The 13,243-nt window shown below is 66.3% G+C and carries 10 protein-coding genes; 6 read left to right on the top strand and 4 right to left on the bottom strand.

Annotated elements, in window-relative coordinates; translation table 11 throughout:
- Nucleotides 1-85 precede the first annotated feature (85 nt).
- Both ABGB18_RS26330 and ABGB18_RS26335 read left to right on the top strand, forming a co-directional pair.
- On the top strand, nucleotides 86-1,312 hold the full coding sequence (locus ABGB18_RS26330) for a glucarate dehydratase family protein (RefSeq protein WP_347698265.1): 1,227 nt from the start codon (nucleotides 86-88) through the stop codon (nucleotides 1,310-1,312).
- Entirely contained in the window at nucleotides 1,309-2,454 is a 1,146-nt protein-coding gene (locus ABGB18_RS26335; protein ID WP_347698266.1) for a hypothetical protein, read from the top strand. Before ABGB18_RS26330 ends, ABGB18_RS26335 begins: the two co-directional genes overlap by 4 nt.
- Before the next feature lie 165 nt (nucleotides 2,455-2,619).
- Here ABGB18_RS26335 and ABGB18_RS26340 read toward each other — a convergent pair whose 3' ends face one another.
- Both ABGB18_RS26340 and dapA read right to left on the bottom strand, forming a co-directional pair.
- A complete protein-coding gene (locus ABGB18_RS26340) occupies nucleotides 2,620-4,305 on the bottom strand; it encodes a ribonuclease J (RefSeq protein ID WP_347698267.1) in 1,686 nt (561 codons plus the stop codon).
- Between the two features lie 54 nt (nucleotides 4,306-4,359).
- Nucleotides 4,360-5,277 carry a 4-hydroxy-tetrahydrodipicolinate synthase gene (gene dapA / locus ABGB18_RS26345; RefSeq protein WP_347698268.1) on the bottom strand — a complete coding sequence of 306 codons (918 nt, stop codon included), beginning with the start codon at nucleotides 5,275-5,277 and terminating at the stop codon, nucleotides 4,360-4,362.
- 1,444 nt (nucleotides 5,278-6,721) lie between these two features.
- On the opposite strand from dapA, the gene ABGB18_RS26350 reads away from it, so the two are divergent.
- A complete protein-coding gene (locus tag ABGB18_RS26350) occupies nucleotides 6,722-7,438 on the top strand; it encodes a GntR family transcriptional regulator (protein WP_347698269.1) in 717 nt (238 codons plus the stop codon).
- 705 nt (nucleotides 7,439-8,143) lie between these two features.
- Nucleotides 8,144-8,800: a DNA repair protein RadC gene (radC, locus tag ABGB18_RS26355; RefSeq protein ID WP_347698270.1), complete on the top strand. Its 657-nt coding sequence runs from the start codon at nucleotides 8,144-8,146 to the stop codon at nucleotides 8,798-8,800.
- 2,344 nt (nucleotides 8,801-11,144) lie between these two features.
- Here the strand turns inward: radC and ABGB18_RS26360 are convergent.
- Nucleotides 11,145-11,600: a hypothetical protein gene (locus ABGB18_RS26360; protein ID WP_347698271.1), complete on the bottom strand. Its 456-nt coding sequence runs from the start codon at nucleotides 11,598-11,600 to the stop codon at nucleotides 11,145-11,147.
- Nucleotides 11,601-11,816: 216 nt separating this feature from the next.
- Here ABGB18_RS26360 and ABGB18_RS26365 point away from each other — a divergent pair, with 216 nt between their 5' ends.
- A complete protein-coding gene (locus tag ABGB18_RS26365; RefSeq protein WP_347698272.1) occupies nucleotides 11,817-12,332 on the top strand; it encodes a GntR family transcriptional regulator in 516 nt (171 codons plus the stop codon).
- A gap of 38 nt (nucleotides 12,333-12,370) precedes the next feature.
- Nucleotides 12,371-12,850, top strand: coding sequence for a GntR family transcriptional regulator (locus ABGB18_RS26370; RefSeq protein ID WP_347698273.1), 480 nt, complete (start codon nucleotides 12,371-12,373; stop codon nucleotides 12,848-12,850).
- Here ABGB18_RS26370 and ABGB18_RS26375 read toward each other — a convergent pair.
- Nucleotides 12,817-13,242, bottom strand: a complete 426-nt coding sequence (locus ABGB18_RS26375; RefSeq protein ID WP_347698274.1) for an ASCH domain-containing protein — start codon at nucleotides 13,240-13,242, stop codon at nucleotides 12,817-12,819. The genes ABGB18_RS26370 and ABGB18_RS26375 overlap by 34 nt on opposite strands.
- Nucleotide 13,243: the final 1 nt, after the last annotated feature.

Genomic DNA, 13,243 nt, shown 5'->3' on the forward strand with positions numbered 1-13,243 from the left:
TGCGGCAACTTGTCCACAAATCTGGCTATTGTTCACATATATGGACGGGGTTTGAATGATCATCAGGCAGATCCACGTAACTCCTGTGGCTTTCCGGGATCCGCCCCTTCTCAACGCCGCCGGAGTCCACGAACCGTGGGCTCTTCGTACCATTGTCGAGGTCGTCACCGACGAGGGTCTGACCGGGTTGGGCGAGACGTACGGCGATCTGCAGCACCTGGGCAAGGTCCGGCAGTGCGCGCAGGCGTTGGTGGGCCTGGAGGTGCACGCGACGCACACGATGTACGCCCGGATCAGCGCGATCGTCGGCGATGCGGTGACCGACCTGCACGGCTTGACGGGCGTCGCCACCAAGGAGAAATCCATCGACCGGGTCTTCTCCCCCTTTGAGGTGGCCTGTCTGGACATTCGCGGCAAGGCGGCAGGAGTGCCGGTATCGGACCTGCTGGGCGGGCAGGTCAGGGACGCGGTGCCGTACAGCGCGTACCTCTTCTACAAGTGGGCGGGCCACCCGGACTCAGAGCCCGACCGCTTCGGCGCGGCCCTGGACGAAGCCGGCCTGGTTGCGCAGGCCGACCTCCTGATCAAGGAGTACGGCTTCAAGTCGATCAAGCTCAAGGGCGGCGTCTATCCTCCGGATCAGGAGGTCGCCGGGATCCGGGCCCTTCACGAGGCATTCCCGGACATACCGCTCCGCCTCGACCCGAACGCGGCCTGGACGGTGGAGACGTCGATCCGCGTGGGCCGGGAACTGGAAGGCACCCTCCAGTATCTGGAGGACCCCACACCCGGAATTCCCGGCATGGCGGAAGTGGCGGCCGCCGTCCCCATGCCCCTGGCCACGAACATGTGCGTGGTGACCTCCGAACACCTCCCGCCCGCCATCGCATCCCGCGCCATCGGCGTACTCCTCCTGGACCACCACTATTGGGGCGGTCTCGTACGGTCCTCGCACGTCGCCAGCCTGTGTGACACGTTCGGTCTCTCGTTGTCCATGCACTCCAACTCGCATCTCGGCATCAGCCTGGCCGCGATGACCCACCTGGCGGCCGCCACCCCGAACCTCACTTTCGCCTGCGACACCCACACTCCCTGGCAGGACGGCCAGGACGTGGTCGCACCCGGCGCGCTGCGTTTCGCGGACGGCGCCGTCCCCGTACCGACGGGTCCGGGCCTGGGCATCGAACTCGACCGTGACGCCCTGGCCCGCATGAACGAGCAATACGACAAGTGCGGAATCGTGGCGAGAGACGACACCACATACATGCAACGCTTCGAGCCCTCTTTCTCCGCTGGGAGACCCCGCTGGTGAACATCGCGTACGTCTACCCCTGGGACGTCGTCGGCGACCCGAAGGCCCCCGAGCGCCTGGCAGCCCTGGGCGTGGAAGCAGTGGCCCTGGCGGCCGGCTACCACTCGACCCGCGCCGCCACGCCCTACCACCCCTCGCACCGCGTCCTGGACGTCCCGTATCCGGCGTTCTACCTCCCCATCCGCCCGTCGTCCTGGTCCCGCCTGGTCCCGGCCGCCCCCACCTGGACCGCACCGGACGCCTACCTCCAGGCCCGGGACGCCCTGAAGGCCGTCGGCCTCCAGGTCCACGCCTGGACCGTCCTCACCCACAACTCCCACCTGGGCGCCGCAAATCCCGACCTCGTGGTACGAAACGCCTTCGGCGACCCGTACCCGTACGCCCTCTGCCCCGCCCACGAGGACGTCGTCGACTACTGTGAGCGCCTGGTCCGCGAGATCCTGGAGGTGGGCGAGCCGGACGGCCTCATTCTGGAAGCCTGCGGCCCTCTGGGCTTCGGCCACCAGAGCGTCCACGAGAAAACCTCCGGCGCCGACTGGACCCCGACCGACGCCGACCTCCTCTCCCTGTGCTTCTGCACGGCCTGCGCCGACCGCTATCCCCCAGAAACCCGCGCCCGAGTCCGCGCCGTCATAGACCGCACCCCATTCCCCACATCGACCCCCCAACCCCCCGCCCCCGACACGGTGGACCAGGCCCTCGGCCCCCTGTCCGACGAGGTCAAATCCATCCGGGTCAACCTGTCCACCTCCCTCCGCACCCGCCTGATCACCACGGCCCGGCGCATTGCCCCCGGCACCCCCATCACCCTCCACGCCAACCCCGACCCCTGGGCAGCCGGCGCCTTCGCCCCCCTCCCCGCCGGCGAACCGGAAGCAGACGTCCTGGTAGCCAACTGCTGGGGCGACCCCACCACGGACGCCACCCGCCTGGCCCGCCTCAAGGACCTCGCCACCCCCACCCAACGAGTAGGCGCCTACGTCCTGGCCCTCCCGCCCCGCCCAGCCGACCCAACCGTCGTGGCGGACCACCTGAGGACATACGCAAAGGCCGGCGCCACAGAATTCCACCTGTACCACGCAGGTCTAGCCTCCCCCCAACGCCTCACCGCCCTGACGGAGGCCCTCCGCCTACACCCCTGACACCCCAACCACGGAACCGGCGCGTGGCCACAAACAAGGCCCACCTGTAGCCACGCGCCGTACCCACCCGCGAAACAACCGCGCACCGGGAACGCCAACGCCGTCCACACACATCGACATCCAGCGGTACGGCAGACCCCAACGCCTGCCGTACCGTCGGAAGGCTCAGACCTCGAGCACCACTGGGATGATCATCGGTCGGCGGCGATAGGTGTCACTCACCCAGCGCCCCACCGTACGCCGCACCACCCTGCGGATCTCCTGCATGTCGACCACGCCGTCCGCGGCCTTCTCCGCAAGGGCCCGTTCGATCTGCGGGATGAACCCCTCAAACTGCATGGGGTCGATGCCGGAACCACGCGCGTGGATCTCGGGGCCCGCGGTCAGCTTGCCGGTGTTCGAGTCGACCACGACGACCACGGAGATGAATCCCTCGTCGCCGAGGATCCTGCGGTCCTTCAACGAGGTGTCGGTGATCTCCCCCACCGACGAGCCGTCGACGTACACGTATCCGGCGTGCACCGCACCGACGATCCTCGCCCGGCCGTCGACCAGGTCCACGACGACACCGTCCTCGGCGATCACAATGTGGTCGTCGGGGACACCCGTGAGCGTGGCCAGCTTGGCATGCGCACGCAGGTGCCGCCACTCACCATGCACGGGCATGAAGTTCGAGGGGCGGGTGAGGTTGAGCACGTAGAGGAGCTCGCCGGCGGCCGCGTGGCCGGAGACGTGCACCTTGGCGTTGCCCTTGTGCACGACCCGGGCGCCCCACCTGGTCAGTCCGTTGATCACCTTGTTGACCGCGGACTCGTTCCCCGGCACCAGCGACGAGGCCAGCAGCACGGTGTCGCCCTCGGCGATGCGGATCGGATGGTCACGGTTGGCCATCCTGGACAGCGCCGCCATCGGCTCGCCCTGGGAGCCGGTGCAGATCAGCACGACGTCCTCGGGCGGCCACTCCTCGATGTCGCGGGAGTCGACGATGAGCTCCGGCGGCACCTTGAGATATCCCAGGTCACGGGCCACGCCCATGTTGCGCACCATCGAGCGTCCGACCAGCGCCACCTTACGACCGTGCTTGGCGGCGGCGTCCATGACCTGCTGGATGCGGTGCACGTGCGAGGCGAAGCTGGCCACGATGACCCGCTGCTCGGAGGTGCGGATCACGTCGTCGATGACCGGCGCGATCTCCCGTTCGCTGGTGACGAACCCCGGCACTTCGGCGTTCGTCGAGTCGGACATCAGCAGGTCGACGCCCTCGCTGCCGAGCCTGGCGAAGCCGCCGAGGTCGGTGAGCCGGCCGTCGCTCGGCAACTGGTCCATACGGAAGTCGCCGGTATGGAGGACGATGCCGGCCGGAGTCCGGATGGCCACGGCCAGCGCGTCAGGGATCGAATGGTTGACCGCGAGAAACTCGCAGTCGAAAGGTCCAAATACGTGCCGTTCCCCCTCGACGACCTCGAGTTTGGTCGGCTGGATCCTGTGCTCGGTGAGCTTGGCCTCGATCAAGGCCAGGGTGAGCTTGGACCCGATGAGGGGAATATCGCGCCGCTCGCGCAGCAGATATGGCACCGCCCCGATATGGTCTTCGTGGGCGTGCGTCAGCACCACGGCTTCGATGTCGTCGAGCCGGTCCCTGATGTATTCGAAGTCGGGCAGGATCAGGTCGACGCCCGGCTGGTCCGGCTCGGGGAACAGCACCCCGCAATCGACGATCAGCAAACGGCCGTCATATTCGAAGACGGCCATGTTCCTGCCGATCTCCCCCAACCCGCCGAGCGCTACGATGCGCAGGCCGCCGTCGGGCAGCGCCGGAGGAGGGCCAAGCTCAGGATGCGGATGACTCATGCCTGGCCCCCACGGTCAGATCTTGTTCTCAAAACTCCCGGTTCCTCCCCATTCCTATGCGTCTGCCAACTTCACCCCGCCGGCTACCAGACAAGTACGCAGCTCGGCGATTTGCTTCTCTGTGGCGTCCACCAGCGGCAGCCGCACCGGACCCACCGGCACGCCCACCAGGCTCAGCGCCGCCTTGGTCATGATCGCGCCACCCGCGCGCATCATGATGCCGTCCACCACGGGGGCCACCCGAGTGTGGAGATCGCGCGCCTCCGTGACGTCGCCACTCCTGTGCCGCTGGATCATCTGTGCCAAGTCCGCGCCGACCACGTGCCCGACGACACTCACGAACCCGGCCGCACCCACGGAGAGCCAGGCCAGGTTGAGCAGGTCGTCGCCAGAGTAGAAGACGAGGTCCGTGGCCGTCATCACCTGGCTGCCCGCGAACAGATCGCCCTTGGCATCCTTCACAGCCACGATGCGCTCGTGCTGCGCGAGACGAATCAGGGTCTCCGTCATGATCGGCACGCCACTGCGCCCCGGGATGTCGTACAACATTACGGGAAGGTCGGTCGCATCCGCTACGGCGGTGAAATGCTGATAAAGGCCCTCTTGCGGGGGCTTGTTGTAGTAAGGCGTCACCACCAGCAGCCCGTGGGCGCCGGCACGCGCCGCCTGCTTCGCGAGCTCGACGCTGTGGCGAGTGTCGTTGGTGCCCGCCCCCGCCACCACGGTCGCGCGATCACCGACCGCCTCGAGAACGGCGCTGACGATTCGCTGCTTTTCCTCGTCGGAGGTGGTAGGCGACTCACCGGTCGTCCCATTGACGATCAAGCCGTCATTGCGCTGCTCATCCACCAGATAGGCGGCGAGACGTCGTACAGCCACATAATCGACCTCGCCGTCGGACTTGAACGGCGTGACCATCGCGGTCAGCATACGGCCGAAGGGTGCGTCGGTGGTTCCAGTTGGCGATGCCATAGTGCGAACGCTACCTGGATTCAGAAATCCGTTGGACGTCGCCACCCCGCTTTGCCTGCCTGGAGCCGCTTTTTGCCCCCTTTCGCCGGCATCTCACCATCCAGCCCCCCTCGCGATCCCCTCTCTGATCCTCCTCCGCCAGATGCCCGGTACAGACCCGGCCAACACTCCATCAACCCCGCGCCGTCACAGCGCTCCACAGATCGACCCAGGCTCCCAAAGCTCCATACCCGGTCCGACCGAATTCTCCGGCCGGACCGTCACAGGCTCACCTTGCGCCAGGGATCGCCCGCCTCCCATCGCGTCCAGCAGAGGAGGACAAACCTCCGGCGCCACCACAAAGGGCCGCGCGAAGCAGATCACGCAGGACGGACTTCACGCTGGCACCGCACACCAAGCCCGAAGCGGATGGGTGACGTCCCCGCATAGCGGCGTGGTTGCTCACGCGCTGAGCCCCGTTTGCCCAGCTGGACAGCACACGACGAGATCGCGTTGATACACCAGCCAGCGGGACGCCGCCTGCGGAATGAGATGAAGCCGAACGGGCTGAACCAATGCAGAGCGCCGTAGCACGGGCCGGACAGGCCAGCCCGATCCAGGCTCCGGTGGGGTGTCTGGCGACCATTGGTGGATCGACATGGGATCGCCCGTTCTCGCACGTTCCTGGGCCGTCGGCAACCTCTCATTCGGCACATTCCCACCATCAGCCGAACAGTCCCACCCTGGTGGCCGGAGCGGCTTTCAGGGTAGTGACCGCAGTTTTGGCTGGTCTTGGTTGGGCACCGAAGGAAGTCGGCGGTCCGCCATGGGAAGGGGAGTCAACGCTCAGGTGCCACAGGACGGCTTGCCCAGGGGGCTCGGTGACCAGACTCCGGAGGACGACCCTGCGTTCAAGTGTCGCGACCGACGCATCCGCTCCGAGTTCCGGAGAGTGTCCGCACCGACGGGGGGACTTTCACCGTGTAAGGCCACCCGCTCTACCAGCCGTCCGGACCAAGGGCCGGGACACTCGCCGGCCAGGGCCATCGCGTGCCGCCAGGGACAGCCTTGGAGGTCTGTTGTACCGGTGGGACAGCGACGTACGATGCGCGGCGGCGGGATCAGGGATCGCCCCGCTGGGGGCGTGGTCACAGGTGTGATCGGAAGCGTGGGCATCCCGTCGCCACCAGCAGAAAGAGTCGGCGACCAGCGCAAGGAGGGCTCAGGACGTACGGCCGATCGAGGGTGCGGGCATTGGAAGAGGCCGCCGATATGTGCTCGGGGGTACACACAGCGACGACCTCTACCGGAGAATCGGTACCCCTTACATCGGCGTTACAGGGTTTCTCCGATAATTTTCCGCCATCGCAAAGTTGGGGCTCCAGCACTCCTCGATGACGGTCGGTTACCTGTCGAATACGGCAACATAGGGCAACGCCTCACACGAACCCCCAGGGATGGACTAGTGGCCACCTCAGATCCGGTCTACCTGCGTGTCGTCGAAGACATTCGACGGCAGATCACCGACGGCTCCCTTCCCCCCGGCGCGCCCATTCCTTCGCGGGCGCAGCTGACCCGCAAGTACCAGGTCGGCGAGACCGCCGCCCGGCACGCGCTACGCGTGCTCGCGGGCGAAGGCCTCATCATCGGCCGCGTGGGCTCGGGCCATTACGTCAGGGAGCGCCCCGACCTCACATCGCTCCACCGATGGCGATTTCTCGACCATCCGGCCCCGTTCGCGGCCGACCTGCAGTCCCAGGGCAGACGCGTGACCTGGGACTGGCACAGCGAACCCACCGAGGCCGGCCCCGACCTCGCCAGACGGCTACGCGTCGGCGAGTCGACCGCGCTCACCAAAACCCACTACGTCTTCCGTGGCGACGGCAGGCCACTGCAGTTGGCCACGTCCTACGAGCCACGGGAGTTCGCCGCCCATTCGGAGGAGGAACGACGAAGCCTGGTGGCAAGGTTGTACGCGCATGGCATAAAGATCACCGAAGTCGTGGAGAGCGTGCACACTCGCATACCTCGTCCGGCGGAGAGCGACGCACTCGATCTGGCGGCCGGCGTTCACGTGCTGCACATCGAACGTACGCACTGGGCTGGCGATCGTCCCGTGGAGACGAGCGACATCGTCATCCCGGGCGATCGCTTTCGGATCACTTACAGCATGCCGGTTTAGAACCCAGGACCCCGGGCGGGTGTCTCGCCTCGCCCGGGATTTTCAATGTGACGGATCGGATTCCCACGTCCTGTCGGCGGAGCGACGCAACGCGGGAGATGAGGCGATAGCACGTCGAGACCGCCTGCTGTGGCGCTCGGCCCGAGACGATGGCCACCCCGGGAAACTCCAGCACCGGCACCCCGATCGGCTGCTCCGCTCCCGGCGAGGATTCCACGTCCCCGATGAGGGCCCCCGTCCGATGTGACCCCATCCCGCAAGCCCTGGGTGTCTGTCATCGCCATAACCGATTTCCGTACCCTTCACCTGGTCGCGATCATCGATTCCCGAACCCAGAAGGTCGTCCCGCGTCACGACGCCACGCCTGTGACCAGGCGAAACCCGTACCACGACGCCTGCGGACGAAACCGTTGTTCCACGTACTGATCGCGAGCATCGAGGGGTGCCGGCTGGGGCGCATCAAGGTGGGGTGATGCTCCGCCCGTACGCGGGGACTTTGGCTTGCCCTTTTCGAGGTGACGGGGTTGGCGCCGTACGAGGTGGCTGTGCGGGCTGGGGCGTTGATGTGTTGAGGGCGGCCATTGGAACGGTCGGATTGTTCGATATTTCGTGCATGTGTTGACGTGTGGAAGCCGCCTGCTCGTGCTGAACGTGCAGGTCAGGGATTGTCGGTGCGCGTTGATACAACGGTTGCGGAGGGTGCCGATGCGAGTCAAAGACCTGCCCAACAGAGACAGGCCACGTGAACGGCTCATGGCCAGCGGAGCCGCCGCGCTGGCCGATTGGGAGTTGCTGGCCGTGCTGCTCGGCTCGGGATTCCGCGGGTCGAGTGCCATGGACCTGGCAGCCCGAGTGATCGAGCATTGCGGGGATCTCAATGCGCTCAGCCATTCCGATCCGCATCGGTTACTGGCCGTGCCCGGTGTCGGTCCGGCGAAGGCCGCACGGGTGGCCGCGGCCTTTCATCTCGTACGGCGAGCGGCTGCGCGGCCCGAACGTGAGCGGATCACCAGCACGTCCGACCTGGCCGAGTCTTGCGCTCCGCTGTTGCACGGCCGCAGGCACGAACGGCTGGTCCTGGTGACGTGCGACACGCGTGGCCGGGTGCTCAAGCGTTCCGTGCTGACGGAAGGGGGGACCGACCACACGGCGGTGCCGATCCGGGAGGTGATCAGGGAAGTGCTCACCGCGGGTGGGGTGGTGTTCGGGGTTGCCCACAACCATCCGGGCGGTTCCCTCGAGCCGAGTCCGGACGACCTGGAGGCCACGGCGCAGCTCGTCGAGGCCGCCGAGACGGTCGGGCTGCGACTCCTGGACCATCTGATCATCACAGATGGGGCCTGGCGCCGGATCCCCACGTAAACCAAATCCACCGTGGACTATAAACGCACCGGACATGAAAGGGAATCTTCCTATGCATAGCGCCGAACCACAGTTTTCCAAGAGACCGCCATGAGAATCTAATGGGGCGCGGGTCAGGGCCGACTCGGACGTCAGTCGGCCCTTTCTCGCCATGGCGGGATCCCATGCCATCCTGGAAGGTATGGGATCACGTCGGCGGGTTCGCAACGATCTCAGGCGGAGCTCCTCGCTCACACCGAATCTGGGTGGGGGCTCCGTCTGGGATGCCTCACCCAGGATCGAGGGGGGCTCCCGATCAGGGTCCCATGCCTTGGTTCCGGGTTGAATCCGGCCAACATTTCACGCCCAGGTTCGGGGCGCTGGCGTCCATCTTGGATTCTCTATCCGGATTCGGGTAAGGGCTCCGCCCGTGGGACCCGTAAGGCTCGTTTCCGAGATCGGTCGATTCCCCGAATTCGCCCCGAGTTGCGTACGTCGAGTAGGGTTGGCGTGCTTGCCCGAGTCACGGGCTTCAGGGAACTATGACGCCCCCTAGCATGGGCCGTGAGCGCCGCTTGAGCAGCTTCTTCCTCAGCCGGCCATGGGCGCCGCCTCGCCCGAGGAGCACAACAAAGTCGGGGCCACTGGTTGAAATATGCTTTACCGTCAGACCAGCTAGACGCCACAATGTTGCCTGCGGCCATCGCCTTGGAGCCCTTCGATCTGAACTGCGTCTTCGAAGGGCGATGCGATGGCCGTCACCATTTTTCGCCATCCCCGTGTCGCCGTTTCCGTCGCATGTCCGTGCGACCGAAGGCGATGTCGATGTGCGCTCTTCGAGGCCTGGTAAGGCATAAGTTACCTTTCAAGCGCGGAGCCTTACTCCTTATGCCTACAACCTTACGACAAGCAGTTGGGCATCCGACAATAGGGCCACAATGTGCTTTTACGCTCAGCACGATTTGTCGATTGAAACTGCCCACGCGGTTGGGAGTCGGTCATGGCAGGGGGCGCAGTTCGGCTCGTGTGGTGGGGCAAAGTGGCGGCCCGCATTACGGTTTAGCCCCTCACTCTCGCTCAGCCCTGTTGGCTAAGGCGTGACGCCGCGACAACTCCCACCGGTGCGCGACCTGGACTGTGCCGGCGAGGGTGGTGGCCTGCCAATTGGTGGGTCAACGATCTCGTCGTGCGCTGTGACGGCCGGTGCGGGTGGCGCGGCGGCTGGAGTTCTCGGCGCTGGGTCTGTGCATCTGCCCGGGTTGCGGGCCGGTGTATGCCGCCGGGCCTTACGCGGGTCGGGCCGATACGCGGGTCGGGCCCGTACACAGGCCGAGCCCCGCACACAGGTCAGTTTGGTCGTCGGCCCTCGCAAGCCGTGGCGCAACTGAGGCTCGTCGCCAACCTAGTGCGCGGCTTCAGGCTTGCGAGGGCGGTGGAAGGCCCCCGGCAGGTGCTGTGCCTGGAGTTGGCACCTACCGGGGGGCGACAGGCGTGGCCCACCAATGCCTGTCGCGGTACACGGGCTCGTGTGAGTGAGTGCTGTCGAGACCCGTGAGAGCCCGGCTCAATGGCGGCAGGAATGAGCCGGGAGGCATAGGGAGTGAGTTGAGATCCAAGGGCGTCAGCAGTCTCATGAGGAGTCGGCCCCCGGATCGGCTGGGGTGGGCGTGGTTCTGTGAAACGGGTGAGGGAGTGCACGGCCTACTGGCCGTATGGGGAACGCGGCGGTTTGCCAACGGAATGTTGGGGGTTGCGAATTGCTGGGTCGGGGTTGGGTGGCAGGACGCCCTGGCTGGATTTGCAGCGCAATGGCCCGGGGGCTGCGTCGCCATCGCCGTGGCGCGGTCGGGGGCGGTACGGGACAGGTGGTGGCCCGGCGTCTTGTGGGGCCGGATTTCCTGGGCAGGAGCATGGCCACGTGTGGCAGCGTCGCGCGGGAGGTCTGTCGTGAGCCGCCAGGCGGCGGTGAGCATCGGGTGGGGCTGGGGGGTTTCGAACGGGCGCGGTCTCGTTGTGGCGAGCGTCGGCCGCCAGAAATTTGGCCGTAGGTCGCGAAGGCCATGCGTATTGCGCAGGCCGGGCGCGTCCTCCCGTTCGCGAAGGTACGAAGGTCGTGCTGGTCACGCTGGTCGTCCTGGTCGCCGGGGTCGTGCTGGTCGTCCTGGTCGCCCGGGTCATGCTCGTCACGCTGGGTTGTGCCGGTCGCGCTGATCGTCCTCGTCACACAAGATTGCGCAGGTCCTGCGCCTCGCAAAGGTGGCGAAGGTCGAGGAAGCCATCTGGTCGCGCAAGTCATACAAGGCTCGCAGGTCGCGCAGGCCGCTCAAGGCGCGCATGTCGCTCGAGGGCGCGCGGGACGGGCTCGTCACGCAACGCAGGGCGCGCGGGACGGGCTCGTCACGCAAGGCCGCGAAGGTCCTGCTTCTCGCAAAGGTCCTGCCAGATGGCGGATGAGGCCGGGCTTCCCCTGGACCGCAGGTGTGTTCGCCGGTGGGATGTCCAGAACAGGGCTGCAGGGGCGAAGGTCCAGATCGGGCTCAGGGTCGGGTTCGGCGTCGAGATCGGGCGCCGGGTCGGGTTCGGGTTCGGGTTCCAGTTTGAGCGCTGGTTCGGGGTCCGGGGCGGGCTTGGGGTTCATTTCCGGCTCGGGCTCCGGTTGGGACTTGTCGCTTTTGTCTCCTCTGTCGAGGAGTAGCTGCCAGACTTTTCTTACCGTCGAGCCGAGCCGGCTACTGAATTCCTCCGTCGTTATTATCCCGTTTTTGCGGGTTACCTTGCGAATGAAGGTGACGCCGCCGGCCTGGCACAGTTCGTAGACCACTGATCGGCACTCGCAGGTGTAGTCCCGGACGCGGAACCGGCCTCGCGGGGCTTCTGGCATCCATCTGATGGTGATAGATGCCAGTCCGGCTACTGGTACGTGGCGACCGTGCTGGTCGCCCTCCTCCCATTGCATGGCTTCACCATACACCCATCCGTCTTCACTGGTCTACAAGACGTATGTAGAGACTCAAGTGAACGTCTACTTTGAGCAGGCATGTACGGTTTCGTCTATAATCCGAGCGTGCTAGATCGCGAAGGACCCGTACCTATTTACAAGCAGGTCGCCGAACTGGTCCGCGATCAGATCGAACGCGGCGAGCTCAAAGCAGGTGATCCCGTACCCAGCGAGGCCACCCTGGAAAAGGACTACGAAATCGCCCGGACGACCGCCCGCCGGGTCGCGCGCGAACTCCGGGAGCAGGGGCTCGTGTACACGGTCCAGGGCGAGGGCACGTTCGTCGGCCGGCCGGGAACGCCACGCTCCCCGAGAAAGACGCCGATTTATCAGAAGATCGCGGACGACGTCGCGGACAGCATTCAGCGCGGCGAGATCTCGCCGAATCGGGCCATTCCCGGCGAGAAAGTCATGATGCGGCAATACGGCGTCGCGAAGGTGACGGTACGGCAGGCGGTCGCGTACCTGCGGGAGCAGGGATGGGTCTTCACGGTCCCTTATCGGGGCACATACGTGGCGACTCCCGAGAAATGGCCCATAAATCGGGGATCATAATCTCCCGCCTTGACGGTGCCGTTGTATACCCTTGATGCGTGCTGAATCGCGAGGGTGACACTTACCTCTATCTGCAGATCAGCGACGTCATCAGGTCGCGCATCATGGCCGAGCTCTCCCCCGGGGATGTGGTGATCAGCGAGGCGGGGATCCAGCGAGAGTTCCAGGTGGCCCGCACCACCGCACGCCGGGCGATCCGGGTGCTGCGCAACCAGGGGCTGGTGCACACCCGTCAGGGCGAGGGCACGTTCGTGAGCTCCCCCGACGAGTTCGGGCGGCCGTCAGGGCCGCAGACCCCGCTCTACCGGCACATCGCCGAGGACGTCAGGCGACGCATCAAGGCCGGCGAGCTGCCCGCCTCCCATCCGATCCCGAACGAGGCCGCGCTGGTGCGGCAGTTCGGCGCCGCCCGCGAGACCGTCCGCCGGGCCGTGGCGCTGCTCAGGGAGCAGGGATGGGTCTGCAGCGTCCCCCATCGCGGCAGCTACGTCACGCCCGAGGATCGCTGGCCCGGCTGAGCGACGACCCGATACCACAGGCAGACCACGATCGAGTCGCCCGCCACCGTGTGACCCACGTCCGACCAGAAGCGGCGATGGGCCTCCCGCCAATCGGCCGTCGACCGGAACCCCTCGCCCTCCGCCTCGGCGAACTCCCAGGAGACCTCGGCGAACGGCATCAGCTCCACCCTCGTTATCTCGAGCTCCGCCACGCTCTCACCCGAGTCGCCCACGAGGATCAGGTGCTCGCCGACCCGCTCCACCTCTTCGCCCTCGGCCTCGTAGTCGAGGGCGAGTAGCCCGGCCGTCGCCTGCTTGCGGCCGGACAGGGTCAGGTCGGTGAGCCACGTACGCATCTCGCCCGGGGTCCCCAGCTCCATGGTCCTGAGTCCGTCTCTACGAGGCCACATG

The organism is Nonomuraea sp. B12E4 (assembly GCF_039871825.1).
Taxonomy (GTDB): Bacteria; Actinomycetota; Actinomycetes; order Streptosporangiales; family Streptosporangiaceae; genus Nonomuraea.